Origin of the sequence: Luteimonas padinae (assembly GCF_014652935.1) — a bacterium.
Taxonomy (GTDB): domain Bacteria; phylum Pseudomonadota; class Gammaproteobacteria; order Xanthomonadales; family Xanthomonadaceae; genus Luteimonas; species Luteimonas padinae.
Window position 1 is genome coordinate 291,769 of the sequence record NZ_BMZT01000002.1, and the last position, 24,551, is coordinate 316,319.

Consider the following 24,551-nt stretch of genomic DNA (forward strand, 5'->3'; position numbering starts at 1 on the left):
TACATTCCGTTACGAACGGTTACCGCCCGCTGCCCGTCCGCGGCGCGGGCCTGGATAGAGTGGGTGGCATCGCACTGCAGGAGCCGCCCGCATGTTCCAGAACGCCATGTCCAGCCAGGTCCTGACGCAGGTGCGCGCCCATGGCTGGCCCGACGATCGCCAGCAGCACGCCGCCTCCGCGCTGGAATCCCTGCTGCTGCGCTGGCCGCCCCGCGTGCACCGCCTCGAGCCGCGGCAGGCGCTGTTCCATGCCGGCCAGCCGCGGCATTCGCTCTATTACGTGCGCAGCGGCTGTTTCAAGACCAGCGTGCTGAGCGAGGACGGCCGCGAGAAGGTGACCGGTTTCCGCATGCGCGGCGACCTGCTGGGCCTGGATTCCATCGACATGCCCGCGCACGCCTGCGACGCACTGGCGCTGGACGCCGCCGAGGTCTGGGAGCTGCCCTGCGCCCGGCTGCAGGACATGCTGCCGGAGATCCAGTCGCGGGTGACCGCGATGCTGGCCGGCGAGATCCGCCGCGACTGGCGCTGGATGCTGGCGGTGGGCACGCTGGGCGCGGACCAGCGCGTGGTCGCGTTCCTGCTCGACCTCTCGGCGCGCTTCGCGACGCTCGGCCTGGACCCCGGACTGCTGCAGCTGCGCATGACCCGCGCCGAACTCGGCAACTTCCTGTCGCTGACCCTGGAAACCGTGACCCGCGCGCTGTCGCGCCTGCAGGCCCGCGGCATGATCGAGGTCAGCGGGCGGCGCATCCGCATGGTCGACGAGGCCGGCCTGCGCGCCGTGCTGGCCGGCGAGGACGCGCGCTGCCACTGACCGTCGTTGCGCGCCGGGCGGGCGACTCCGGCCCGCCGCGCACCTGCGCCGGCCTCAGTGCGGCCTGGCGAGCTCGGCGCGCACCGCGTCGACCAGGTCCTCGCGCCGCCACGGCTTGCGCAGCAGGCGCAGCCCCGGCGTGGCGTCGGCGTCGGCGGCGTGTTCCTCGTCGCCCGAGGTCAAGAGCACCGGCAGCCCGGGACGCAGCGCGCGCGCCTGCTGTGCCAGGCGCTTGCCGTCCATGCCCGGACCCAGCATCACGTCGGTGAAAAGCAGGGAGATGCCGTCGTCGTCGCGCAGGCGTTCCAGCGCGGCTTCGGCGTCGCCCACCGCCTCGACCGCATAGCCGCCCGCGCGCAGGAAGGCCGCGCTGATCGCGCGCACCGCGGGATCGTCCTCCACCACGAGCACGCGCTCGCCGCGACCCGACGAGGGCGTGGCCGCGGCGGCTGTCCCGGCCGGCGCGCCGGAGCCGCCGCGCGCGGCGACCGGCAGGTACAGGCGCGCCTCGGTGCCCACGCCGGGGCGGCTGTCGATCTCCAGGTCGCCGCCGCTCTGGCGCGCGAAGCCGTGGACCATGCTCAGGCCCAGTCCGCTGCCGCGTTCGCGCCCCTTGGTGGTGAAGAACGGCTCCATCGCGCGTGCCAGCACGTCCGGCGGCATGCCGCGTCCGTTGTCGCTGACCGTCAGTTTCAGGTAGCGCCCGGGGGCCAGGCCGGGGCGGGCATGCGCCACCTGCTCCTCGCCGGCGGCGACCACGATCCCGCCGCCGTGGAGCAGGGCATCGCGGGCGTTGAGCACGAGGTTGATCAGGGCGGCCTCGAGCTGGCCGGCGTCGACGTAGGCGCTGGACAGCCCGGGCTGCACCTCGATCCGCAGCCGCACCGCGTCGCCCAGCGTGCGCTTGAGCACCTGGCCGATGTCGTGCAGCAGCGCCTGGACGTCGACCTCGCGCGGCAGCAGGCGCTGGCGGCGCGCGAACGCCAGCAGCTTGGCGGTCAGCTCCGCGCCGCGCCCCACCGAGCGCAGTGCGCTGGCCAGCAGGGCGCGCCCGGCGTCGCTTTCGACCTCGGTCTCGAGCAGCTGCAGGCTGCCCGACATCACCGTCAGCAGGTTGTTGAAGTCGTGGGCCACGCCGCCGGTGAGCTGGCCGATGGCGTCGAGCCGGTGCGCGTGCGCGAGCTGCTCCTCGGCCCGGCGCTGCTGGACGAAGGCCGCGAGCGTGGCGGCGGCCGACTGCAGCAGATGGCGCGCGTCGTGGTCGAAGCGGCGGGCCTCGGCGGCGGTGGCCAGCAGTGCGCCGGCCACGCGGTGGCGTTCGAGCACGGGCACCATCACCGCGCTGCCCGAACGCGGCAGCGGCAGCGGGAACAGCGCGGCGCCTGAAGGATCGGCGGCGATGTCCTCGATGATCCAGGCCTCGCGGTGCTCGCCGGCGAACGGCCGCGGCGGGGTTCTGCCCACCTGCCAGGCCGGGCCCGTGGCGGTGCGGATCCCGGCCGGTTGTCCGTCCTGTGGCGAGGCCAGGATCGCGACCGAGTCGACGCCCAGGGCGTCGGCCAGCAGTCCCGGCAGCAGCTCCATCAGCTCGGCCACGGTGCCGGTTTCCAGCGCCAGCTGGCCGATGCGCGCGGCGATGGCGTCGTAGCGCGCCCGGGCCAGCGCCTGGCGCACGCGCTGGGTCCCGGAGATGTCGCGGACGGACGCCAGGTAGCGCTGGCCTTCCGGGAACTGCAGCGGGCTCAGCGCGATCTCGACCGCGAACTCGGTGCCGTCGCTGCGCAGCCCGGTGAGGGTCTGGCCGGTGGCGCCCATCGGACGCACGTGCGGCTGGTTCATGTAGCGGTCGCGATAGGCGCGGTGGCGCGCGCGCGCCGCGGCCGGGAGCAGCTCCTCGATCTCGCGCCCTTCCAGGCTCCCGCGCGCGTGGCCGAACAGCGCCTCGGCGTGGCCGTTGGCGTGCAGGATGCGGCCGTCGGGGCCGATCACCACCAGCGCGTCGGGCACCGCCTCGAACAGGCCCGGGATGCCGGGCTCCGGGCGCGCGCCGCCGCTCATGCCGGCCGCACCTCGGCGGCGAGCAGGTAGCCCAGGCCGCGCACGGAGCGGATCAGGTCGGGGTTGGCGGGGTCCGGCTCGACCTTGCGTCGCAGGCGGGCGATGGCGACGTCGATCGCGCGGTCGAAGGGCCCGGCCTCGCGGCCATGCAGCGCGGTCATCAGTTCGTCGCGGCTGCGCACTTCGTTCGGGCGCTCGAGCAGCGCCCGCAGCAGGTCGAATTCGCCGGTGGTGAGCGGGATCTCGGCGCCGCCGGCATCGTGCATGCGGCGCGCGCCGAGGTCGATGACCAGGTGCGCGAAGGCCAGCCGGCGCGGCGGGCCGGCGGCGGGCTGCGGTTCGGCCGGCGCGGCGCGGCGCAACAGCGAACGGATGCGCGCCAGCAGTTCGCGGAAGTCGAAGGGCTTGGCCACGTAGTCGTCGGCGCCGAGCTCGAGCCCGACCACACGCTCCACCGCCTCGCCGCGGCCGCTGACCACGATCACCGGGCCCTGCCAGTGCGTGCGCAGCTGCTGCAGCAGCGACAGGCCGTCGATGTCGGGCAGGCCGAGGTCGAGCAGCACCAGGTCCGGCGCGGCCGCGGCAAGTGCCGCCTGCATGTCGGCACCGCTGTGCGCGGCGCGCACGGCGAAGCCGTGGGCATCGAGGTAGCGGTCGATGAGGGCGACGATGTCGGTGTCGTCGTCGACGACGAGGATGTCGGGACGGACGCTGGCGGCGGGCGCTGTGGTCGGGGGGGCGGCGGACGTCATGCCGGGGCGGTGCGTGTCATCGGCGGGAGGTGGAGGATCGCACAGCGGCGCGGACGCGCCCGGCACGGTGGCGAGCAGGGCACGGCCTGCGCCGGTCAGGTGGACCATCATGCGCGCGCCGTCGTCGACCGTGCGCACCCAGCCCGGCCCCTGGTGCGTGCCTACCGCGTCTTCGCCGATCCATGCCAGCGTGCGCAGCAGCACGCTCATGCGCAGGCCCAGGCGCTTGCACAGGCGCGGGGCGGACACGCCGTCGGGATGCGCCGCCAGCTCGGCCAGCAGCGCGTGCAGCAGGGACGCGTCAACCGACAACGGTGGCGGGGATGTCGCGCTGGCGCGGCGCCGTGGCGTCGGCCACGTGGGGGACCACGATCACGGGCACCGACTTCGACGTCGGCGTGCGTGATTCATCGGCGAAGCTGCCCAGCGGCACCAGCGGGTTGGTTTCCGGGTAGTACGCCGCCAGGCAGCCGCGCGGGATGTCGTAGGCGACCAGCAGGAAGCCGCGGGCCTGCCGGCGCACGCCGTCGTCGGAGAGGCTTTCCAGGTCGACGCGGTCGCCCGGCGCCAGCCCCAGGGCGGCGATGTCGGCGGCGTTGGCGAACAGCGCCCGGCGCTCGCCGAACACGCCGCGGTAGCGGTCGTCGAGGCCGTAGATGGTGGTGTTGTACTGGTCGTGCGAGCGCATCGTGGCCAGGGTGAACACCGGCTGCGCGCTGCGTTCTGCGCGGGCGCGATGCACGGGACTGTCGACCGGCACCGCGGCGGGAACGAAGCGCGCGCGCCCGTCACCGGTGTCCCAGCGGCGGACGCTCGCGCCGTTCGACAGCCGGAAGCCGCCCGGCACGCGCACACGGGCGTTGAAATCGTGGAAGTCGTCGAACACGCGGGCGATGAGGTCGCGGATGCGGTCGTAGTCCTCGACCAGCCAGTCCCAGTCGACCTTCGAGCGTGCCCCCAGCGTGGCCTGCGCCAGCCGCGCCACGATCGCCGGCTCCGACAGCAGCGTGTCCGACGCCGGGGCGTGGATGCCCGCCGACATGTGCACCATGCTCATCGAGTCCTCGACCGTCACGCCCTGCGGCCCGGCCGCCTGCACGTCGATCTCGGTGCGGCCGAGGCAGGGCAGGATGAGCGCCTCGCGGCCGTGCACCAGGTGGCTGCGGTTGAGCTTGGTGGTGACGTTGACGGTGAGCGCGCAGCTGCGCAGGCCGCGCGCGGTGGCGTCGCTGTCGGGCGTGGCCACGGCGAAGTTGCCGCCCATGGCGAAGAACACCTTCGCGCGGCCGTCGATCATGGCCTCGATGGCGGCCACGGTGTCGAAGCCGGGCGCGCGCGGCGGCTCGAAGCCGAACACCTCGCCCAGCCGGTCGAGGAAGGCCGCCGGCGGCCGCTCCCAGATCATCATCGTGCGGTCGCCCTGCACGTTGCTGTGCCCGCGCACCGGGCACAGCCCGGCGCCGGGACGGCCGATGTGGCCGCGCAGCAGCATCAGGTTGGCGATCATGTGGATGGTCGCCACCGAATGCCGGTGCTGGGTGATGCCCATGCCCCAGCAGGCGATGACGCGCTCCGACTGCAGGTAGAGATCGCCGGCGCGGCGCAGCTGCGCTTCGTCGAGGCCGGACTCGGCGATGATCGTGTCCCATGACTCGGCGCGCACGTCGGCGGCGAAGGCCTCGAAGCCCGAGGTGTGGGCATCGAAGAAGTCGCGGTCCAGCAGGGAGGCCTCGCCGCGTGCGAGCGCGTCCGCGTCGCGTTCCAGCACGTGCTTGATGATGCCCTTCACCGCGGCCAGGTCGCCGCCGATCTTCAGCTGGAAGTAGTCCGAGGCGATCAGGGTCGACCCGCCGCGCAGCATCTCCAGCTTGTCCTGCGGATCGGCGAAGCGCTCGAGCCCGCGCTCGCGCAGCGGATTGAAGGCCGCGATCCGGCAGCCGCGCCGGGCCGCGTCACGCAGTTCGCCGAGCATGCGCGGATGGTTGGTGCCCGGGTTCTGCCCGAACACCAGGATGCAGTCGGCCTGCTCGAAGTCCTGCAGCGTGACCGTGCCCTTGCCGACGCCGACCTGCTTCTTCAGCGCCGTGCCCGAGGACTCGTGGCACATGTTCGAGCAGTCGGGGAAGTTGTTGGTGCCGTACTCGCGCACGAACAGCTGGTAGAGGAAGGCGGCCTCGTTGGAGGTGCGGCCCGAGGTGTAGAACACCGCCTCGTCCGGCGAGGGCAGGGCGCGCAGGTGCCTGGCGACGAGCGCGAACGCCTCGTCCCAGGTCACCGGCACGTAATGGTCGCTGGCGGCGTCGTAGCGCATTGGCGTGGTCAGCCGGCCCTGCGATTCCAGCCAGTGGTCGCTGTATTCCGCCAGCTGGCTGACGCTGTGGCGCGCGAACAGGTCGGGGCCGGCGCGGCGGCGGGTGGCCTCGGCGGCCACGGCCTTGGCGCCGTTCTCGCAGAACTCGAAGGTGGAGGCGTGGTCGCGGTCGGGCCAGGCGCAGCCGGGGCAGTCGAAGCCGTCTGGCTGGTTGGTGCGCAGCAGGGTGCGCGCGCCCTCGACGCCGACATCCTCCCTCACCAGCTGGCGGGCGACGCTCTTCAGCGCGTCCCAGCCGCCGGCGGGACGGTCGTAGTCGCGGATGGACGGATCGCTGCTCATGCCGATGCCTCCGCGGCGTCGTCAGGCACCGCCAGCAGCCGGTGTCCGTGCGTGTACACCGCCTGCCCGTCGTCGCGAGCGAAGCCGACGAGCGTCAGCCGCGCCTGCTCGGCCAGCGAGATCGCCAGCGCCGTCGGCGCCGAGATCGCGGCCATGAAGGAGATGCCGGCGCTGGCCGCCTTCATCGCCATCTCGTAGCTGGCGCGGCTGGTGACCACGAGGAAGCCGGCGCCGGGATCGTGCCCCGCGGCGGCCATCGCCCCGATCAGCTTGTCGAGCGCGTTGTGGCGGCCGACGTCTTCGCGCGCCAGCTGCAGGTGGCCGTCGAGCGAGGCCCAGCCCGCCGCGTGCGCGGCGCCGGTGAGCGCGGTGATGCGCTGCGCGGAGCGCAGGTCGGCCAGGGCCCGGCGCAGCGCGCCCGCGCTGACCCGCACGTCGGAGGCCACCGGCGGCGGATAGCGCAGTGCCGCCTCCAGCAGTTCGCTGCCGCAGACCCCGCAGCCGCTGCGCCCGCTCATGCTGCGGCGGCGCAGCGCCAGCGCCTGCGCGCGCGCGGCCGGGATGCGCAGCCGGATCTCGACGCCTTCGATCAGCTCCTCGATGCGTTCGATCGCCACGTCCTCCCGCCGCTCCACGATGCCCTCGCTGAGCGCGAAGCCGATGGCGAAATCTGGAAGGTCCGCCGGCGTGGCCATCATCACGGCGAAGGGCTCGTCGTTGTAGACGAAGGCGACGGGGACCTCCTCGGCGACATGGTCGTCGAGGAGGCGGCGGGCGTCGCCACGCCAGCGCTCGACCCGGCGCAGGACGCTGCCGGCGGGAGGCGGGGACGGGCAGGGATCGGAGGCGTGCATGCGGACAGGATGGCCTTGCCGGCTGGAAGGGGCAATGCGGCTGCCGGCCATGCGCCCGCGCGGATCCACGCGGGAGCATGGGTTCACGGCCGCCAGAGGCAGGAAAGCCCGCTTGCGCGGGCTTTCCTGGTCTTGCAGTGGTGGAGGTGGCGGGAATTGAACCCGCGTCCGAAGGCACTCCATCCCCAGTCCTACATGCTTAGCCCACCGTTGGATCTCGTTCCCCGGCAGCACGGTGTGCGAAGCGCGCCAGGAAACCAGCCTGTGAGTTCAACCGCGGCAGACAGGCGGCCGCCGCGGCTGGATTCCCGTGATAGTGACCCTACATCCACGAGCACGGGCACAAGTGGGTTCGGGGCTTACGCCTTAAGCGGCGAGAGCGTAGTTGTCGTCGTTGGCAACTAGAAGTTTGCCGCTGGATTTACGAGGAAAGCTGCCCCCTCGGCATGCACCAGGCGATTTCGCAACCCCCGTCGAAGCCAGTACACCCCCGTGTCCGGGACAGCTGGCCTGCCGGATGGCAGAGAACGCGCTTGACCGATCCAGTATAGGGGCGCAGGCGGCGTCCGCAAGGGACATGGCGATGCGCATGCGCCGGCGTTCAGCCCCGCGTCGTGGCACGCGGCCTCCGGCGTGGTCGCGGCTCGCGTTATCCTCGCCGCCGATGGTCATCCGCGACGACATGCCCGCTGGCGAGCCGCTGCCACCCCGCCAGGGCTACATGCTGGCGGGCCTGGTCCTCCTCGCCTCGCTGGCCCTCGTGGCCATCTACGCGGCCGGCGCCGGCAACCGGGAGCGGGCGCTGGCCGAGGCCCGGCTCGTCGCCGATGCCGAGCAGGTGACTGCCGGCCTGCGCCAGCAGCTGCTGACCTACGAGCTGATCACGCGCGGCGGCGTGTCGCTGCTGGCCGCGGTGGAGCGCCCGAGCGCGCGCCAATGGCGCAACTATGCCGAAGGCCTGGACCTGGCGGAGCGGTTTCCGGCCATGCTCGGGCTCTGCTACGCCGCGTCGATGTCGCCCGCGCAGCTGCAGGAGTTCCAGCTCGAGCAGCGCCATGCCTCGCGCGTGCTGTTCCGGGTCGATCCACCCGGCGCACGCCCGGAATACGGCCCGATCGTGCTGCTCGAGCCGCAGACCCTGGGCAACGCCGACGCGGTCGGCTTCGACATGCTCACCGAGCCGGTGCAGGCCGACGCCATGCGGGCCGCACGCGCGAGCGCGGCCGCGCGCATCACCGCGCCGATGCCGGCGGTGCAGGCCGGGTCGGGTCCCGGGCTGGTCATCTACGCCCCGGTGTACCGCAGCGGCATCGTTCCGGCCAATCCCTCCGCGCGCACTGCGGCGCTGGCCGGCTGGGTCTGCGCTCCGTTCCGTCTGGACGTGTTCGTCGCCAACGCCGTGCCCGAAGGGCGCGAGGGCATGACGATGCGCATCGTCGACATCGGCGAGGCCGGAAGCGACGTCCCGGATGCCGGGGGCGCGCCCGAACTCGCGGTGTTCCCGATCGACGACGCGGACTTCCCGGCACCCGGCGTCGAGGGCGCCCGCCACAGCGTGGTCGAACAGGTCTACGGCCGGCGCTGGCGGCTGGATTTCCATCAGTCGCCGGGCTCGCACGAAGGCGCCGGGCTGCTGGGGCCTTCGGGGACGATCTACGTGGGCGTGCTGGCTTCGCTGCTGCTTTTCGCGCTGGCGATGATCCTGGCGCGCACGCAGTCGCGCGCGCAGCGGATCGCCGCGCGCATGAGCGACTCCTACCGGCGCAGCGAGCAGCGCTTCCGCAGCGCGATGCGCTTCTCCGCCATCGGCAAGGCGCTGCTGGATCGCGACGGCCGGATCATCGACAGCAACCTCGCCCTGGCCAACATCCTCCGCGCCTCGCCCGAGGAACTCCTGGGGCGCGACTTCGACGGCCTGTTCACGGGCATGGACAGCGCCGCGGAACTGCGCGCGCGCGGTGCGTCGGGCAGCGTCTACCGGGTCACGCGCGAGCTGCTGCGCGACGACGGCGACCTCCGGCACGTGCACCTGACCTACGCGCAGGTGCCCGGCGAGGAGGGGCAGGGCATCGCCAGCCTGGTGCAGGTCGAGGACATCACCGACCGCCTGCGTGCCGAGGCCCAGGTGCTCGCGCTCAACCGCACGCTGGAGGCGCGGGTGGCGCGGCGCACGCGCGAGCTGACCCGCGCGAACGAAGAGCTGGAATCCTTCGCCTACACCATCTCGCACGACCTGCGCGCGCCGCTGCGCGCCATCGACGGCTTCAGCCGGATGGCGTCGGACCGCCATGCGGACGCCTTCGACGATATCGGCCGCGGCTACATGGCGCGGGTGCGCGCGGCCACCGCGCGCATGGGCGAGCTGATCGACGCGCTGCTCAAGATGTCGCGCGTGTCGCGCGGCGAGCTCAGGCGCGAGTGCCTGGACCTGTCGGCCATGGCCGAGGACATCGTGGCCGAGCTCTCGCAGGGCGAGCCCGGGCGCGCGGTCGACGTCTACATCGAAGCGGGGCTGCAGGCCTCGGGCGACAGCGCGCTGGTGCGCAACCTGCTGGGCAACCTGCTGGGCAACGCCTGGAAGTTCACCCGCGACGCCGCCGATGCACGCATCTCGTTCCGCGCCGTGCACGAGGGCGGCCATGACTGGTTCGAGGTCGCCGACAACGGCGCCGGCTTCGACCCGGCCTATGCCAACAAGCTGTTCCGTCCGTTCCAGCGCCTGCACGCGACCGACGAGTTCAGTGGCGAAGGCATCGGCCTGGCCTCGGTCAAGCGCATCATCGAGCGCCACGGCGGCACCATCACCGGCGAGGGCACGCCCGGACAGGGCGCGCGCTTCAGGTTCACCCTGCCGGAGGAGCCGGGCTGAGGCGGCTCAGGCGTCGCGGTTGTGGCGGCGCATCACGCGCTGCTTGTCGCGCTGCCAGTCGCGCTCCTTCGCGGCGTCGCGCTTGTCGTGCGACTGCTTGCCCTTGGCCAGCGCAACCTCGGCCTTGACCTTGTTGCCCTTCCAGTAGAGCGCGGTGGGCACGATGGTGTAGCCCTCGCGCTGCACCAGGCCGACCAGCTTGTCGATCTCGTGGCGATGCATCAGCAGCTTGCGCGTGCGGCGCTCGTCGGCGACCACGTGCGTGGAGGCCTGGATCAGCGGAGTGATCTGCGCGCCGAACAGGAACAGTTCGCCGCCGCGCACCACCGCGTAGCTTTCGCCGATGTTGGCGCGGCCGGCGCGGATCGCCTTCAGCTCCCAGCCCTGCAGGGCGAGGCCGGCCTCGTGGCGATCTCCCAGCTGGTACTCGTGGCGCGCGCGCTTGTTGAGCGCGATCGTGCCCCCGTCACCGGCCTTTCCCTTATCCTTTGCCTTCTTGCCCATCGCGCCATTCTCCCACACCGCCCATGCCCACGATCACCCGGTCCGCACTGGTCGAGCACTCCGCCGCGCGGATGTTCGACCTGGTCAACGACGTCGAGGCCTATCCGCGGCGGTTCGCCTGGTGCAGCGGCGCCGAGGTGATCGAGGCCGGGCCGGAACGGATGCTGGGGCGGCTCGAGCTCGGGATCGGCGGCATCAGCACCTGGTTCACCACCGAGAACCGGCTGCAGCCGCCACACCGCATCGACATGGCGCTGCGCGACGGCCCGTTCCGCAAGCTGGAAGGGCGCTGGGACTTCCACGCGCTCGACGAGTCGACCTGCAAGGTCATGCTGTCGCTGGACTTCGAGCCGCGCAGCCGGCTGCTGGTCCCGGCGCTGAAGCTGGGCCTGCAGGGGCTGGCCGACCGCATGGTCGACGACTTCGTGCGCGTCGCGGATTCGGCGGACTGAGCATGCACGTGGAGGTGGTGCTGGCGCTGCCGCGTGCGCACCGCGCCGTGCGGGTCGAGCTGGACGCGGCGGCGACGGTCGCCGATGCGGTGGCCGCCAGCGGCTTGCCGCTGGAGGGCATCGATGGCTATGCGGTGTTCGGGCTGCGGGCGGCGGCGGATGCGCCGCTGCGCGACGGCGACCGCGTGGAGCTGCTGCGGCCGCTGCAGCTGGATCCCAAGGAAGCGAGGCGGCGCCGGGCCGCCCGCGGGACGCGATGACTCAGCGGCCGCCGCGCTTGTTGTTCGGGCGCGCCAGGTTGGGGCCGAACTGCCGGCGCACGTCCTGGATCAGTTCCTGGTCGCGGTTGGGGAAGTAGTCGCCTTCCCAGCGCGCCACGGCATCGCCCTCGAAGTGCACCACGAAGTTGCGCTTCTCGGTCCGTCCGGTGCGGCCGACGCGCTCGGTGGCGGTGTAGTCCCAGCGGTCGTGGTGGAACGGGTCCTGGATCGACGGCGTGCCCAGCAGCGCCTCGACCTGCTGCCGGCTCATGCCGACCTGCAGCTGCTCGACGCTGGCCGGGGAGATCAGCGTGCCCTGGTAGATCGGCTGCTTGTAGAGGATGCCGCAGCCCGCGGTGAGACAGACGGCGAGGGCGGGGACGATCAGCTTGTGCATCGGGGGCCAGGTCGGAACGGACATGGCGCGATGATACACTCGCCGGGCCACGGCAACCGGTTACGGCAGCTGGCGCCCCCCTATCGACTGTCCACGGGAGACGCATGGAAACCAACGAGCTGCGCAAGGCCGGACTGAAGGTCACCCATCCGCGCATGCGCATCCTGCAGCTGCTCGAGCAGAAGACCTCGCAGCACCACATGACCGCCGAGGACATCTACCGGCAACTGCTGGATTCGGGCGACGAGATCGGCCTGGCCACGGTCTACCGCGTGCTCACCCAGTTCGAGGCCGCGGGCCTGGTGCTGAAGCACAACTTCGAGGGCGGCACCGCCGTCTACGAGATCGACCGCGGCGGCCATCACGACCACATGGTCGACGTCGACAGCGGCAGGATCATCGAGTTCGAAAGTCCCGAAATCGAGGCGCTGCAGCACCAGATCGCCGAGAAGCACGGTTACATCCTCGAAGAGCACTCGCTGGTGCTCTACGTCCGCAAGAAGCGCTGATGGCCGGAGCCGCCGTCTCCGACCGGCCCGTTACGCGGCCGGTGTTTCCTCGGCCTCGCGCAGCAGGCGCTTCGCCGCCGCCCGCGCCTCGCGGCTGACCTCGATCCCGCCCAGCATGCGCGCCAGTTCCTCCTGGCGCCCGGCATCGTCGAGCAGGCGCACCGCGCTCTGGGTCATGCCTTCACTTTCGGCCTTGCTGACCCGGTAGTGCGCGTGGCCCTGGGCGGCGACCTGGGGCAGGTGGGTGACGCACAGCACCTGGCGGCGGGACCCGAGGTCGCGCAGCTTGCGGCCGACGATGCCGGCGACGTTGCCGCCGATGCCGGAATCGACCTCGTCGAAGACCATGGTCTGGACCGCGTCCAGCCCCAGCGCGGCGACCTCGATCGCCAGCGAGATGCGCGACAGTTCGCCGCCCGAGGCCACCTTGCGCAGCGGCCGCGGCGGCTGGCCGGCGTTGGCCGTGACCAGGAACTCGGCGCGTTCGGCACCTTGGGCGTCGGGCGTCTCGCCCGCGGTGGGCTCGAGCGCCACTTCGAAGCGGCCGCCGCCCATGCCCAGTTCGCCGATCAGTGCGGTCGTGGCCTTGCCGAGCGCGGTGGCGGCCTTCGTGCGCGCCTTGCCAAGCTTCGCGGCCGCGCCGCGCCACGCGGCGGCGGCGGCCTCGATCTCCGCGCCCAGGCCCTCCAGCCGCTTCGCGGATGTGGACAGGGACTCGAGCTCGGCGGCCAGCGCGTCGCGGTGCGCCGCGAGGTCCTGGAGCGGCACGCGGTGCTTGCGCGAGAGTTCGTGCAGGCGCGACAGGCGGGCGTCGTGCTGCTGCATCTGTTCGGGATCGATGTCGAGGTCGGCGCGGATGCGGTCGAGCAGCACCGCGGCCTCGTCGAGCTGGATGGCCGCGCCCTCGAGCATGGCGTCGACCTCGCCCAGGCGCGGCTCGTGCGCCTGCATGCGCGCGAGCAGGCCGCGCAGCTGCTGCACGGCCGCCGGCAGGGCGTCGCTGTCGCCACCCAGGCGCTCCAGCGCGGCGTCGCAGGCCTCCACCAGCTCGGCGCCGTGGGCCTGGCGCCGGTGCGCGGCGACCAGGTCGGCGATCGCGTCCGGCTCCAGCGCCTCGCGCTCCAGCTCGCCCAGCTGGTGGCCGAGGAAGTCGATGCGGTCGGAGACGTCGCCGGCGGCGTTGAGCAGGTCGCGCTCGCGCAGCAGCGCCGACCAGGCGCGCGCCGCCTGCGCGACCGCGGACAGCTCCGCCTCGTGGCGGCCGAAGGCGTCGAGGAGCGCCAGCTGGCTGCCCCGCGACAGCAGCGCCTGGTGCTCGTGCTGGCCGTGGATCTCCACCAGCAGCGCGGCCAGCGCGCCCAGCTGCGACAGCGTGGCCGGGCGGCCGTTGATCCAGGCGCGCGACCCGCCGTCGGCGCGCAGGGTGCGGCGCAGCTGGCAGGCACCACCGTCGTCGAACTCCTGCTCGCGCAGCCAGGCCAGCGCCGCGGGCGAATCCTCGAGCGCGAACTCGGCGTCGAGCTCGGCGCGCTGGGCGCCGTGGCGGACCATGCCGCTGTCGGCGCGCAGCCCGGACAGGAAGCCCAGCGCGTCGACGATCAGCGACTTGCCGGCGCCGGTTTCGCCGGACACGACGGTGAGACCCGGCCCGAACTCGAGCTCGGTGGCGGAGACGACGGCGAAATCCTTGATCGACAGACGCTTGAGCATGGCGCGTGAATTGTGCCGCGGGGACGCGCAGCCTGTCATCGGCCGATCTCGCCGCTTGCGACGGCCGCGCGGCGGACGTATACCCGCGGCATGTCCCGACGCCCTGACGATCCGCTCGACGCCCGCGCCCGCCAGCTGCTGCGCACGCTCGTCGCGCGCCACATCCGCGACGGCGAACCGGTCGGCTCGCAGACCCTCGCGCGCCACGCCGGCCTCGACGTCAGCCCGGCCACGATCCGCAACATCCTGTCCGACCTCGAGGAAGTCGGCCTGCTGTCGGCGCCGCACACCTCGGCCGGCCGCGTGCCGACCGCGCGTGGCTACCGGGTCTTCGTCGATTCGCTGCTGCAGCTGAGCCCGCTCGACGACACCGAGGTCGATCGGCTGCGCGGGGGGCTCGCGCCCGGCGGCGGAACCCAGTCGCTGCTGGGCAGCGCCTCGGAGCTGGTGTCGGCGATGACCCGCTTCGTGGGCGTGGTCAGCGTGCCCGGGCGCGAGCAGTTCGCCTTCCGCCAGATCGACTTCGTGCCGCTCGACGGCCAGCGGGTGATGGCGATCGTGGTCTTCGCCGACAACGAGGTGCAGAACCGCATCGTCCAGACCCGCCGCGCCTACGACGCCGCCGAGCTGGAGCGGGTGGCCAACTATCTCAACGCCCGGTTCGCCGGCCAGCCGCTGCCGGCGATCCGCGCCGGCCTGCTGCGCGAACTGCGCACCGCGCGCAGCGAGCTCGAAGGCCTGCTGCGCGCCACCACCGAGCTTGCCGAGCAGGCGCTGGCGCCGGGCGGCGAGGACATGGTGGTGGCCGGCCAGGCCCGCCTGCTGGGCCTGCAGGACCTGTCCGACCTCGACCGCCTGCGCGAGCTGTTCGAGGCGTTTTCGGAGAAGCGCGAGATCCTGCAGCTGCTCGAACGCACGGTGAAGGCCCCCGGCGTGCGGGTGTTCTTCGGCGAGGAGACCGGGGTCGCATCGATGGCCGGCATGTCCCTGGTGACTGCGCCCTACGCGGCGGATGGCCGGGTGCTGGGCGTGCTGGGGGTGATCGGCCCGACCCGCATGGCCTACGACCGGGTGATCCCTGTGGTCCAGGCCACCGCCGAGGTGCTGGGGGCCGCCTTGAATCCCGACGCGGCATCCCCACTGAGTCCGGACCGAGCCATTCCGGACCCACCAGAGCCATGACCACCGAACCCACGCCCGACCACGCCGCCGAGGCGCCCGCCGAAGACCTTCCGCTGGAAGACGTGATCGAAACCCTCCGCGCCGAACTGGAGCAGGTGCGCGCGCAGTCCCTGATCGACCGTGCCGACCTCGAGAACCAGCGCCGCCGCATGGAGCGCGACGTGCAGAACGCCTGCCGCTTCGCCAACAAGCAGCTGCTGGGCGACCTGCTGCCGGTGTTCGACAGCCTGGACGCGGCGCTGGCCGCGGCCGGCGGTTCCGGCCCGCTGCACGACGGCGTCGAACTGACCCTGCGCGAGCTGCACCGGGTGACGGCGAACCAGGGCCTGCTGCAGATTGCTCCCGCCGCCGGCGATGCCTTCGACCCCGAGTCCCACCAGGCGATGAGCGTGGTCGAGGCCGAGGGCGTGGCCCCGGGCGCCGTGGCCCAAGTGTTCCAGAAGGGCTACCGGCTCAACGAGCAGCTGCTGCGCCCGGCGATGGTCGCCGTGGCGAAGGCGGACTGAATCCGCGGGCCGCGGGCGCTTGAAGGCGCCGCCGCCATCCCCAGATAGCAGTCATCGGCGGCGCTGCCGCCCCCAGACCAAATTCCAAGAGGCAGACACCCATGGCAAAGATCATCGGCATCGACCTGGGCACGACCAATTCGTGCGTGGCGATCATGGACGGCGGCAAGGCCCGCGTCATCGAGAACAGTGAAGGCGACCGCACGACCCCGTCCGTCGTCGCCTACACCAAGGACGGCGAGGTGCTGGTCGGCGCGTCCGCCAAGCGCCAGGCCGTGACCAACCCGAAGAACACCTTCTATGCGGTCAAGCGCCTGATCGGCCGCAAGTTCACCGACGCCGAGGTCAAGAAGGACCTGGGCCTGGTGCCGTACGCGATCGTCGCCCACGACAACGGCGACGCCTGGGTCGAGACCAGCGACGGCAAGAAGCTGTCGGCGCAGGAAGTCTCCGCGCGCATCCTCGAGAAGATGAAGAAGACCGCCGAGGACTACCTGGGCGAGAAGGTGACCGAGGCCGTGATCACGGTGCCGGCCTACTTCAACGACTCCCAGCGCCAGGCGACCAAGGACGCCGGCCGCATCGCCGGCCTCGACGTCAAGCGCATCATCAACGAGCCCACCGCGGCCGCGCTGGCCTACGGCCTCGACAAGGACGGCGGCGACCGCAAGATCGCCGTGTACGACCTCGGCGGCGGTACCTTCGACATGTCGATCATCGAGATCGCGGAAGTCGACGGCGAGAAGCAGTTCGAGGTGCTGGCCACCAGCGGCGACACCTTCCTGGGCGGCGAGGACTTCGACAAGCGCGTCATCGACTACCTGGTGGAAGAGTTCCAGAAGGACCAGGGCATCGACCTGCGAAAGGACCCGCTGGCCCTGCAGCGCCTGAAGGACGCGGCCGAGCGCGCCAAGATCGAGCTGTCCAGCGCCCAGCAGACGGAAGTGAACCTGCCGTACGTGACCGCGGACGCTTCGGGCCCGAAGCACCTCAACATCAAGCTGACCCGGGCCAAGCTCGAGGCGCTGGTGGAGGACCTGGTCAAGAAGACGCTCGAGCCCTGCCGCACCGCGCTCAACGACGCCGGCCTGCGCTCCAGCGACATCAACGAGGTGATCCTGGTCGGCGGCCAGACCCGCATGCCCAAGGTGCAGCAGGCCGTGGCCGAGTTCTTCGGCAAGGAGCCGCGCAAGGACGTGAACCCCGACGAGGCCGTCGCCATCGGCGCCGCGGTGCAGGGTGGCGTGCTGGCCGGCGACGTCAAGGACGTGCTGCTGCTCGACGTGACCCCGCTGTCGCTCGGCATCGAAACCCTCGGCGGCGTGTTCACCAAGATCATCGAGAAGAACACCACCATCCCGACCAAGGCCTCGCAGACGTTCAGCACCGCCGAGGACAACCAGTCCGCGGTGACGGTGCACGTGCTGCAGGGCGAGCGCGAGCAGGCCCGCTACAACAAGTCGCTGGCCAAGTTCGACCTGTCGGGCATCGAGCCGGCGCCGCGCGGCATGCCGCAGGTGGAGGTGTCGTTCGACATCGACGCCAACGGCATCGTGCACGTGACCGCCAAGGACAAGAAGACCGGCAAGGAGCAGAAGGTCGAGATCAAGGCCGGCTCGGGCCTGTCGGACGAGGAGATCCAGCGGATGGTCGCCGACGCCGAGGCGCACCGCGAGGACGACCGCAAGTTCCACGAGCTGGTCGGCGCCCGCAACCAGGCGGATGCGCTGGTGCACGGTACCCGCAGCGCGATCAAGGACAACGGCGACAAGGTGCCGGGCGACGTGATCGGCCGCGTGGAGGCCGCGATCGCCGACGTCGAAACCGCCATGAAGGGTGACGACAAGGGCCAGATCGAGGCGAAGACCAAGGCGCTGGAGGAGGTCGCGCAGTCGCTGTTCGCGGCGGCCGCGGCGGCCGGGCAGGGCGGCGACGCCGGTGCCGGCGGCCCCACCGATGCCGGCCAGGCGGCCGACGACGTGGTCGACGCCGAGTTCACCGAGGTCAAGGACGACGACCGCAAGGCCTGATCGCCCCAGCGTGGGCGCGGCGATGGCCGCGATGGCCACCCCCGTGGCGGGGACCGGATCGAAACCCGGTTCCCGCCGCGTATCCGGACCCCGCACCGTCGGGTCCACCAGGCAGCACGGACCTGATCGATGAGCAAGCGTGACTATTACGAAGTCCTCGGCGTGGCCCGCAGCGCCACCGAGGACGAGCTGAAGAAGGCCTATCGCCGCTGCGCGATGAAGTACCACCCTGACCGCAACCCCGGCGACGCCAGGGCCGAGGCTGCGTTCAAGGAGTGCAAGGAGGCCTACGAGGTCCTGTCCGACGGCGGCAAGCGCCGCATGTACGACCAGCACGGCCATGCCGCGTTCGAGCACGGCATGGGCGGCGGCAACGCCGGCCCGGGCTTCGGCGGCGCCGACATGGGCGACATCTTCGGCGACATCTTCGGCAACATCTTCGGCGGCGGTGGCGGCGCCCGCGGCCCGCGCCGCGGCGCCGACATCGGCTACGTGATGGAGCTCGACCTCGAGGACGCCGTCGCCGGCGTCGAGCGCCGCATCGAGCTGCCGACGCTGGTCGAGTGCGAACCCTGCAAGGGCACGGGCTCCGAGGACGGCCAGCTCGAGACCTGCGACACCTGCCATGGCCACGGCCAGGTCCGGTTCCAGCGCGGCATCTTCTCGATGCAGCAGCCGTGCCCGTCCTGCCACGGCCGCGGCAAGACCTTCAGGACCCCGTGCCCGGCCTGCCGCGGCAACGGCCGCGTGGAGGAGGAGAAGGTCCTGCAGGTCAAGGTGCCCGCGGGCGTCGATACCGGCGACCGCATCCGCCTGTCCGGCGAGGGCGAGGCCGGTCCGCCCGGCACCCAGCCCGGCGATCTTTACGTCGAAGTCCGTGTGCGCCCGCACGCCATCTTCGAGCGCGACGGCGACGACCTGCACTGCGAGGTGCCGATCCGCTTCTCGCAGGCCGCGCTTGGCGATACCGTGCGCGTGCCGACCCTCGGCGGCGAGGCCGAGATCCGCATTCCCGCCGAGACCCAGACCGGCAAGGTCTTCCGCCTGCGCGACAAGGGCGTGAAGTCGGTGCGCAGCCGCGCGCCGGGAGATCTGTACTGCAAGGTCGTGGTGGAGACCCCGGTCAACCTGACCGCCGCGCAGCGCGAGCTGCTGGAGCAGTTCGAGGGCACCTTCGTCGGCGAGGGCGCGCGCCGTCATTCACCGAAGTCGAGCACCTTCGTCGACGGCGTGAAAGGCTTCTGGGAGCGGATGACCTCCTGAGGGCGCGTGCTTGTGGCTGCGCGGCCGCCTCGCTAGCCTTCCCGGATGGGTGATCCAGTCAGGTTCCTGATCCACGGTGCCAGCGGCCGCATGGGGCAGGCGCTGCTGCGCCTGTGCGCCGGGGGCGCGGTGGACTGCAGCGTGGTGGCGGCGGTGTCGCGCAAGCCGGCGCAGCGGGTGGTCGATGGCGTGCCGCAGTTCGCGGCCAGCGAGCTTGCGGGCGTGCCGCCCTTCGACGTCGCCATCGATTTCAGCCTGCCCGAGGGCTTCGATCCGCTGCTGGCCCTGTGCAGGCAGCGTGGCGCGGCCCTGGTGTCGGGCACCACCGGGCTCTCGGATGCCCAGCGACAGGCCCTCGCCGAGGCCGCCGCCGATATCCCGGTGCTGTGGGCCGCCAACTTCAGCCTGGGCGTGGCGGTGCTCGAGGAGCTGGTCGAGCGCGCCGCGGCGGCGCTGGCCGGCTGGGACTGCGACATCGTCGAGACCCACCACGTGCACAAGCAGGACGCCCCGTCCGGCACCGCGCTGGCCCTCGGTGCCGCCGCGAAAAGGGGCGGCGGCATGCCGCGCTACGCCAGCCTGCGGGCCGGCGACATCGTCGGCGAACACCTAGTGCAGCTCACCGGCACGGGCGAGCGCGTGGAGCTGGTGCATCGCGCCACCAGCCGCGATGTCTTCGCGCGCGGGGCGCTGCACGCGGCCTCCCGCCTGCGTGGCCGCCCGCCGGGGGCCTGGCGCCTGCGCGACCTGCTCTGAGGCGCCGGGCATTCACGTTCTCGCTGGCGCAGCGGAACCCGCGCCGGTATCATTCCCGCTCGCCTGATCCTCATGCCTCCGGGCCGGCCAATGCCGGGCCGGCGGTGTCTTGCAACCCCACGTAGGCGACCGCCAGTGACCCCACCCGCAATCCTCGCGCTCGAAGACGGTACGGTCTTCGAAGGCGTATCCGTCGGCGCGCCCGGCCTTTCCGTCGGCGAAGTCGTGTTCAACACCGCGATGACCGGCTATCAGGAGGTCCTCACCGACCCCTCGTACGCCCGCCAGATCGTCACCCTGACCTATCCCCACATCGGCAACACCGGCTGCTCCGGCCAGGACGACGAGTCCGGCAAGGTCTGGTCGGCGGGCCTGGTGGTGCGTGACGTCCCGCGCCGCCCGAGCAGCTGGCGCAGCCGCGCCGCGCTCCCCGAGTGGCTGGCCGACCGCGGCGTGGTCGCGATCGCCGGCATCGACACCCGCCGCCTGACCCGCCTGCTGCGCGAGCGCGGTGCCCAGAACGGCGCGGTGATGGCCGGCGAGATCGACATCGACCGCGCCGTTGAAGCCGCGCGCAAGTTCCCGGGCCTCAAGGGCATGGACCTGGCCCAGGTGGTCAGCACCGACGCGCGCTACCAGTGGAACGAGGGCGACCTCGACCTCGACGCCGGCGGCTTCCGCAAGGTGGCGCCGCGCTTCCGCGTGGTGGCCTGGGACTTCGGCGTGAAGCGCAACATCCTGCGCATGCTCGCCGACCGCGGCTGCGACGTGACCGTGCTGCCCGCGCGCACCACCGCCGCCGAGGCGCTGGCGCTGAAGCCCGACGGAGTGTTCCTGTCCAACGGCCCCGGCGACCCGGAACCCTGCGACTACGCCATCGACGCGATCCGCGAAGTGCTGGCCGCGAAGGTGCCGACCTTCGGCATCTGCCTGGGCCACCAGCTGCTGGGCCTGGCCGTGGGCGCGCGCACGATCAAGATGGCCAACGGCCACCACGGCGCCAACCATCCGGTGCAGGACCTCGAGACCGGGCGGGTGATGATCACCTCGCAGAACCACGGCTTCGCCATCGACGAGGCCACGCTGCCGGGCAACGTGCGCGTCACCCACCGCTCGCTGTTCGACGGCACCAACCAGGGCATCGCGCTCACCGACGCGCCGGCCTTCAGCTTCCAGGGCCATCCCGAGGCCGCGCCCGGCCCGCAGGACGTGACGCCACTCTTCGACCGCTTCATCGCGCTGATGGAGGCGCAGCACTGATGCCCAGGCGCACCGACCTCAAGACCATCCTCATCATCGGCGCCGGCCCCATCGTCATCGGCCAGGCCTGCGAGTTCGACTACTCCGGCGCGCAGGCGTGCAAGGCGCTGCGCGAGGAGGGCTACCGCGTGGTGCTGGTGAACTCCAATCCGGCCACGATCATGACCGACCCCGACACGGCGGACGCGGTCTACATCGAGCCGATCAACTGGCAGACGGTCGAGAAGATCATCGCCAAGGAGAAGCCAGACGCGCTGCTGCCGACCATGGGCGGCCAGACCGCGCTCAACTGCGCGCTCGACCTCGCCGACCACGGCGTGCTGGAGAAGTACGGCGTCGAGCTGATCGGCGCGAAGCGCGAGGCCATCATGATGGCCGAGGACCGCGAGCTGTTCCGCGTCGCGATGGGCGAGATCGGGCTTGAATGCCCCAGGGCCGAAGTCGCCAAGACCTTCGAGCAGGCCGTCGAGATCCAGGCGAAGGTCGGTTACCCGACCATCATCCGGCCGTCGTTCACGCTGGGCGGCAGCGGCGGTGGCATCGCCTACAACCGCGAGGAGTTCGAGGAGATCGCCAAGCGCGGCCTCGAGCTGTCGCCGGTGAACGAGATCCTGGTCGAGGAGTCGGTGCTGGGCTGGAAGGAGTTCGAGATGGAGGTGGTCCGCGACACCGCGGACAACTGCATCATCGTCTGCTCGATCGAGAACCTCGACGCGATGGGCGTGCACACCGGCGACTCGATCACCGTCGCCCCGGCGCAGACCCTCACCGACCGCGAATACCAGCGTCTGCGCCAGGCCTCGATCGACGTGCTGCGCAAGATCGGCGTCGACACCGGTGGCTCGAACGTGCAGTTCGGCATCAACGCCGAGACCGGGCGCGTGGTGGTGATCGAGATGAACCCGCGCGTGTCTCGATCGTCGGCGCTGGCGTCGAAGGCCACCGGCTTCCCGATCGCCAAGGTCGCGGCCAAGCTGGCCGTGGGCTACACGCTCGACGAGCTGAAGAACGAGATCACCGGCGGCAAGACGCCGGCCTCGTTCGAGCCCTCGATCGACTACGTGGTCACCAAGATCCCGCGCTTCGCGTTCGAGAAGTTCCCGCAGGCCGACTCGCGCCTGACTACCCAGATGAAGTCGGTGGGCGAGGTGATGGCCATCGGCCGCAGCTTCCAGGAGTCGCTGCAGAAGGCGCTGCGCGGGCTGGAGACCGGCAAGGCCGGCCTCGATCCCACCGGCCTTGCGCTGGACACGGACGAAGGCCGTGCCGCGCTGCGCCGCGAGCTGCGCGAGCCGGGGCCGGAGCGCCTGTTCCACGTCGCCGACGCCTTCCGCGCCGGCATGACGGTGGACGAGGTGTTCGCGCTGTCGTGGATCGATCCCTGGTTCCTCGACCAGATCGAGGACATCGTCGCCGCCGAGCGCGAGGTGGCCGCCAACGGCGTCGACGCGCTCGATGCCGCGCGCCTTCGTGCGCTCAAGCGCATGGGCTTCTCCGACGCGCGCCTGGCGCAGCTGGTCGGGGTGGAGGAGAAGTCGGTGCGCGCGCTGCGCCGCGCCTTCGGCATCCGCCCGGTCTACAAGCGCGTGGACTCCTGTGCCGCCGAATTCGCCACCACCACCGCCTACCTGTACTCGACCTACGAGGACGAGTGCGAGGCCGAGCCCAGCGGGCGCGACAAGATCATGGTGCTGGGCGGCGGGCCCAACCGGATCGGCCAGGGCATCGAGTTCGACTACTGCTGCGTGCACGCCGCGCTCGCCCTGCGCGAGGACGGGTACGAGACCATCATGGTCAACTGCAACCCGGAGACGGTCTCGACCGACTACGACACCTCCGACCGCTTGTACTTCGAGCCGGTGACGCTGGAGGACGTGCTGGAGATCGTCGAGCTGGAGCAGCCCAAGGGCGTGATCGTGCATTACGGCGGCCAGACGCCGCTCAAGCTGGCGCGCGCGCTGGAGGCCAACGGCGTGCCCATCATCGGCACTTCGCCGGACTCGATCGACCTCGCCGAGGACCGCGAGCGTTTCCAGAAGCTGGTCGACGGACTGGGCCTGAAGCAGCCGCCCAACCGCACCGCACGCAGTGCGGAGGAAGCCCTGGTGCTGGCGCGCGAGGTCGGCTATCCGCTGGTGGTGCGCCCGAGCTACGTGCTCGGTGGCCGCGCGATGGAAGTGGTGCACGCCGACGCCGATCTCGAGCGCTACATGCGCGAGGCGGTGAAGGTGTCCAACGATTCGCCGGTGCTGCTGGACCGCTTCCTCGACAACGCGATCGAGGTCGACATCGACGTCATCGCCGACGCCGACGGCCGGGTGCTGGTGGGCGGGGTGATGGAGCACATCGAGGAGGCCGGCGTGCATTCCGGCGACTCGTCGTGCTCGCTGCCGCCGTACTCGCTGTCGGCCGACACGAAGGCGCGCCTGCGCGAGCAGGTCGCCGCGCTCGCCCGCGAGCTCAAGGTGGTCGGCCTGATGAACACCCAGTTCGCCGTGCAGACCAGCGACGAGGGCGAGGACACCATCTATCTGCTGGAAGTGAATCCGCGCGCCTCGCGCACGGTGCCCTTCGTGTCCAAGGCCACCGGCGTGCCGCTGGCCAAGATCGCCGCGCGCTGCATGGCCGGGCGCAGCCTGGCGGAGCAGGGCGCGGTGGACGAGGTGGTGCCGGAGTACTACTCGGTGAAGGAAGCCATCTTCCCGTTCGCCAAGTTCCAGGGCGTCGATCCGATCCTGGGCCCGGAGATGCGCTCCACCGGCGAGGTGATGGGCGTGGGCCGCGACTTCGGCGCCGCCTTCGCGCGCGCGCAGGAGGCCGCGGGCATCCGTGCGCCGGAGGCGGGCAAGGCCTTCGTCTCGGTGCGCGATCCGGACAAGAAGCGCGTGCTGCCGGTGGCGAAGGCGCTGGTCGAGCGCGGCTTCTCGCTGGTCGCGACCTCCGGTACCGCGGCCTGGCTGCGCGACAACGGATTCGAATGCGAGCAGGTCAACAAGGTCGCCGAAGGCCGGCCGCACATCGTGGACCTGATCAAGAACGGCGACATCGCCTACATCGTCAATACCACCGAAGGGCGCCAGGCGATCGCGGACTCGTTCTCGATCCGCCGCGAGGCGCTGCAGCAGCGGGTGACCTATTCGACCACCATTGCCGGTGCGAAGGCCCTGCTGCATTCTCTGGAATATCGCGGCAGCGGCCCGGTGTGGGCGCTGCAAGAACTGCACGAGGAGTTGAAGCGGACATGAGACCACCGATCACGGCACAGGGAGCGCAGCGCCTGCGCGCGGAGCTGGAAGAACTGAAGAGCGTCCAGCGGCCTGCCGTCATCAACGCGATCGCCGAGGCGCGTGCCCACGGCGACCTGAAGGAAAACGCCGAGTACCACGCCGCGCGCGAGCAGCAGGGCTTCATCGAGGGCCGCATCAAGCAGCTCGAGAGCGAGCTGTCGCACGCGCAGGTGATCGACGTCGCCTCGCTCAACGTCGGCGACAAGGTCGTGTTCGGTGCCAACGTGCTGCTGGCCGACGAGGATACGGGCAAGGAGACCCGCTACCAGATCGTCGGCGACCTGGAAGCCGACATCAAACAGGGCCTGATCGCCATCTCCTCGCCGGTGGCGCGCGCGCTCATCGGCAAGCACGCCGGCGACGTCGTGACCATCGAGGCGCCCGGCGGCACCAGCGAGGTCGAGATCGTCGAGGTCAGCTACGGCTGATCCG

Annotated in this window: 20 protein-coding genes and 1 other RNA gene; 13 read left to right on the forward strand and 8 right to left on the reverse strand. The window is 71.5% G+C overall.

Translation table 11 applies throughout. The features are described from left to right. Positions 1-91 precede the first annotated feature (91 nt). On the forward strand, positions 92-817 hold the full coding sequence (locus tag IE168_RS03150) for a helix-turn-helix domain-containing protein (RefSeq protein WP_189495134.1): 726 nt from the start codon (positions 92-94) through the stop codon (positions 815-817). A 54-nt stretch (positions 818-871) separates the two neighbouring features. On the opposite strand, the gene IE168_RS03155 is transcribed toward IE168_RS03150, so the two are convergent. From IE168_RS03155 to ssrA, 5 genes are all read right to left on the reverse strand, one after another. Then, the gene (locus IE168_RS03155; RefSeq protein WP_189495136.1) at positions 872-2,875 is read right to left on the reverse strand and encodes an ATP-binding protein; all 2,004 of its coding nucleotides are present in this window, start codon (positions 2,873-2,875) and stop codon (positions 872-874) included. Beyond that, a complete protein-coding gene (locus IE168_RS03160; RefSeq protein WP_229823043.1) occupies positions 2,872-3,939 on the reverse strand; it encodes a response regulator in 1,068 nt (355 codons plus the stop codon). The genes IE168_RS03155 and IE168_RS03160 overlap by 4 nt, the downstream gene beginning before the upstream one ends. Beyond that, on the reverse strand, positions 3,929-6,280 hold the full coding sequence (locus tag IE168_RS03165) for an FdhF/YdeP family oxidoreductase (protein ID WP_189495137.1): 2,352 nt from the start codon (positions 6,278-6,280) through the stop codon (positions 3,929-3,931). The genes IE168_RS03160 and IE168_RS03165 overlap by 11 nt, the downstream gene beginning before the upstream one ends. Further along, the gene (gene fdhD, locus IE168_RS03170) at positions 6,277-7,134 is read right to left on the reverse strand and encodes a formate dehydrogenase accessory sulfurtransferase FdhD (RefSeq protein WP_189495139.1); all 858 of its coding nucleotides are present in this window, start codon (positions 7,132-7,134) and stop codon (positions 6,277-6,279) included. Before fdhD ends, IE168_RS03165 begins: the two co-directional genes overlap by 4 nt. A 138-nt stretch (positions 7,135-7,272) precedes the next feature. Continuing rightward, positions 7,273-7,626: a transfer-messenger RNA gene (ssrA, locus tag IE168_RS03175) on the reverse strand. 172 nt (positions 7,627-7,798) lie between these two features. On the opposite strand from ssrA, the gene IE168_RS03180 reads away from it, so the two are divergent. Then, on the forward strand, positions 7,799-10,003 hold the full coding sequence (locus tag IE168_RS03180) for a CHASE domain-containing protein (RefSeq protein WP_189495141.1): 2,205 nt from the start codon (positions 7,799-7,801) through the stop codon (positions 10,001-10,003). 6 nt (positions 10,004-10,009) lie between these two features. On the opposite strand, the gene smpB is transcribed toward IE168_RS03180, so the two are convergent. Then, positions 10,010-10,507 carry an SsrA-binding protein SmpB gene (smpB, locus tag IE168_RS03185; RefSeq protein WP_189495143.1) on the reverse strand — a complete coding sequence of 166 codons (498 nt, stop codon included), beginning with the start codon at positions 10,505-10,507 and terminating at the stop codon, positions 10,010-10,012. A gap of 23 nt (positions 10,508-10,530) precedes the next feature. Between smpB and IE168_RS03190 the strand changes: the two genes are divergently transcribed. Continuing rightward, the gene (locus IE168_RS03190) at positions 10,531-10,959 is read left to right on the forward strand and encodes a type II toxin-antitoxin system RatA family toxin (RefSeq protein WP_189495145.1); all 429 of its coding nucleotides are present in this window, start codon (positions 10,531-10,533) and stop codon (positions 10,957-10,959) included. A 2-nt stretch (positions 10,960-10,961) separates the two neighbouring features. Continuing rightward, complete coding sequence (locus IE168_RS03195) at positions 10,962-11,219, forward strand: RnfH family protein (RefSeq protein WP_189495146.1); 258 nt, start codon at positions 10,962-10,964, stop codon at positions 11,217-11,219. 1 nt (position 11,220) lies between these two features. On the opposite strand, the gene IE168_RS03200 is transcribed toward IE168_RS03195, so the two are convergent. Beyond that, the gene (locus tag IE168_RS03200; protein ID WP_189495307.1) at positions 11,221-11,616 is read right to left on the reverse strand and encodes an outer membrane protein assembly factor BamE; all 396 of its coding nucleotides are present in this window, start codon (positions 11,614-11,616) and stop codon (positions 11,221-11,223) included. A gap of 104 nt (positions 11,617-11,720) precedes the next feature. Between IE168_RS03200 and fur the strand changes: the two genes are divergently transcribed. Then, positions 11,721-12,125 carry a ferric iron uptake transcriptional regulator gene (fur, locus tag IE168_RS03205; RefSeq protein WP_189495148.1) on the forward strand — a complete coding sequence of 135 codons (405 nt, stop codon included), beginning with the start codon at positions 11,721-11,723 and terminating at the stop codon, positions 12,123-12,125. Between the two features lie 30 nt (positions 12,126-12,155). Here the strand turns inward: fur and recN are convergent, their stop codons facing one another. Continuing rightward, positions 12,156-13,835 (reverse strand): DNA repair protein RecN, encoded by a 1,680-nt coding sequence (gene recN / locus IE168_RS03210; RefSeq protein ID WP_189495150.1) that lies wholly within the window; start codon positions 13,833-13,835, stop codon positions 12,156-12,158. Positions 13,836-13,925: 90 nt separating this feature from the next. On the opposite strand from recN, the gene hrcA reads away from it, so the two are divergent. The 8 genes from hrcA to greA all read left to right on the forward strand — a co-directional run bounded on the left by hrcA (position 13,926) and on the right by greA (position 24,547). After that, entirely contained in the window at positions 13,926-15,017 is a 1,092-nt protein-coding gene (gene hrcA / locus IE168_RS03215; RefSeq protein WP_189495152.1) for a heat-inducible transcriptional repressor HrcA, read from the forward strand. Next, the gene (gene grpE / locus IE168_RS03220; protein WP_189495154.1) at positions 15,014-15,523 is read left to right on the forward strand and encodes a nucleotide exchange factor GrpE; all 510 of its coding nucleotides are present in this window, start codon (positions 15,014-15,016) and stop codon (positions 15,521-15,523) included. The genes hrcA and grpE overlap by 4 nt, the downstream gene beginning before the upstream one ends. A 101-nt stretch (positions 15,524-15,624) precedes the next feature. Further along, positions 15,625-17,553 carry a molecular chaperone DnaK gene (dnaK, locus tag IE168_RS03225; protein WP_189495156.1) on the forward strand — a complete coding sequence of 643 codons (1,929 nt, stop codon included), beginning with the start codon at positions 15,625-15,627 and terminating at the stop codon, positions 17,551-17,553. 129 nt (positions 17,554-17,682) lie between these two features. Continuing rightward, complete coding sequence (dnaJ, locus tag IE168_RS03230) at positions 17,683-18,816, forward strand: molecular chaperone DnaJ (RefSeq protein ID WP_189495158.1); 1,134 nt, start codon at positions 17,683-17,685, stop codon at positions 18,814-18,816. Positions 18,817-18,861: 45 nt separating this feature from the next. Next, positions 18,862-19,572 carry a 4-hydroxy-tetrahydrodipicolinate reductase gene (gene dapB, locus IE168_RS03235; RefSeq protein WP_189495160.1) on the forward strand — a complete coding sequence of 237 codons (711 nt, stop codon included), beginning with the start codon at positions 18,862-18,864 and terminating at the stop codon, positions 19,570-19,572. Between the two features lie 135 nt (positions 19,573-19,707). After that, the gene (gene carA / locus IE168_RS03240) at positions 19,708-20,832 is read left to right on the forward strand and encodes a glutamine-hydrolyzing carbamoyl-phosphate synthase small subunit (RefSeq protein ID WP_189495163.1); all 1,125 of its coding nucleotides are present in this window, start codon (positions 19,708-19,710) and stop codon (positions 20,830-20,832) included. After that, positions 20,832-24,077, forward strand: a complete 3,246-nt coding sequence (gene carB / locus IE168_RS03245; RefSeq protein WP_189495165.1) for a carbamoyl-phosphate synthase large subunit — start codon at positions 20,832-20,834, stop codon at positions 24,075-24,077. The genes carA and carB overlap by 1 nt, the downstream gene beginning before the upstream one ends. After that, positions 24,074-24,547 (forward strand): transcription elongation factor GreA, encoded by a 474-nt coding sequence (greA, locus tag IE168_RS03250; RefSeq protein WP_189495167.1) that lies wholly within the window; start codon positions 24,074-24,076, stop codon positions 24,545-24,547. The genes carB and greA overlap by 4 nt, the downstream gene beginning before the upstream one ends. Positions 24,548-24,551 lie beyond the last annotated feature (4 nt).

What these genes read in the sequence shown, in the direction of transcription:
- smpB (WP_189495143.1), bottom strand. Translation starts at nt 10,507, where the DNA reads ATGGGCAAGAAGGCAAAGGATAAGGGAAAGGCCGGTGACGGGGGCACG.
- hrcA (WP_189495152.1), top strand. Translation starts at nt 13,926, where the DNA reads ATGTCCCGACGCCCTGACGATCCGCTCGACGCCCGCGCCCGCCAGCTG.
- dapB (WP_189495160.1), top strand. Translation starts at nt 18,862, where the DNA reads ATGGGTGATCCAGTCAGGTTCCTGATCCACGGTGCCAGCGGCCGCATG.
- IE168_RS03150 (WP_189495134.1), top strand. Translation starts at nt 92, where the DNA reads ATGTTCCAGAACGCCATGTCCAGCCAGGTCCTGACGCAGGTGCGCGCC.
- grpE (WP_189495154.1), top strand. Translation starts at nt 15,014, where the DNA reads ATGACCACCGAACCCACGCCCGACCACGCCGCCGAGGCGCCCGCCGAA.
- IE168_RS03200 (WP_189495307.1), bottom strand. Translation starts at nt 11,616, where the DNA reads ATGCACAAGCTGATCGTCCCCGCCCTCGCCGTCTGTCTCACCGCGGGC.
- IE168_RS03195 (WP_189495146.1), top strand. Translation starts at nt 10,962, where the DNA reads ATGCACGTGGAGGTGGTGCTGGCGCTGCCGCGTGCGCACCGCGCCGTG.
- IE168_RS03165 (WP_189495137.1), bottom strand. Translation starts at nt 6,280, where the DNA reads ATGAGCAGCGATCCGTCCATCCGCGACTACGACCGTCCCGCCGGCGGC.
- IE168_RS03155 (WP_189495136.1), bottom strand. Translation starts at nt 2,875, where the DNA reads ATGAGCGGCGGCGCGCGCCCGGAGCCCGGCATCCCGGGCCTGTTCGAG.
- fdhD (WP_189495139.1), bottom strand. Translation starts at nt 7,134, where the DNA reads ATGCACGCCTCCGATCCCTGCCCGTCCCCGCCTCCCGCCGGCAGCGTC.
- IE168_RS03180 (WP_189495141.1), top strand. Translation starts at nt 7,799, where the DNA reads ATGGTCATCCGCGACGACATGCCCGCTGGCGAGCCGCTGCCACCCCGC.
- dnaK (WP_189495156.1), top strand. Translation starts at nt 15,625, where the DNA reads ATGGCAAAGATCATCGGCATCGACCTGGGCACGACCAATTCGTGCGTG.
- dnaJ (WP_189495158.1), top strand. Translation starts at nt 17,683, where the DNA reads ATGAGCAAGCGTGACTATTACGAAGTCCTCGGCGTGGCCCGCAGCGCC.
- greA (WP_189495167.1), top strand. Translation starts at nt 24,074, where the DNA reads ATGAGACCACCGATCACGGCACAGGGAGCGCAGCGCCTGCGCGCGGAG.
- carB (WP_189495165.1), top strand. Translation starts at nt 20,832, where the DNA reads ATGCCCAGGCGCACCGACCTCAAGACCATCCTCATCATCGGCGCCGGC.
- IE168_RS03190 (WP_189495145.1), top strand. Translation starts at nt 10,531, where the DNA reads ATGCCCACGATCACCCGGTCCGCACTGGTCGAGCACTCCGCCGCGCGG.
- fur (WP_189495148.1), top strand. Translation starts at nt 11,721, where the DNA reads ATGGAAACCAACGAGCTGCGCAAGGCCGGACTGAAGGTCACCCATCCG.
- recN (WP_189495150.1), bottom strand. Translation starts at nt 13,835, where the DNA reads ATGCTCAAGCGTCTGTCGATCAAGGATTTCGCCGTCGTCTCCGCCACC.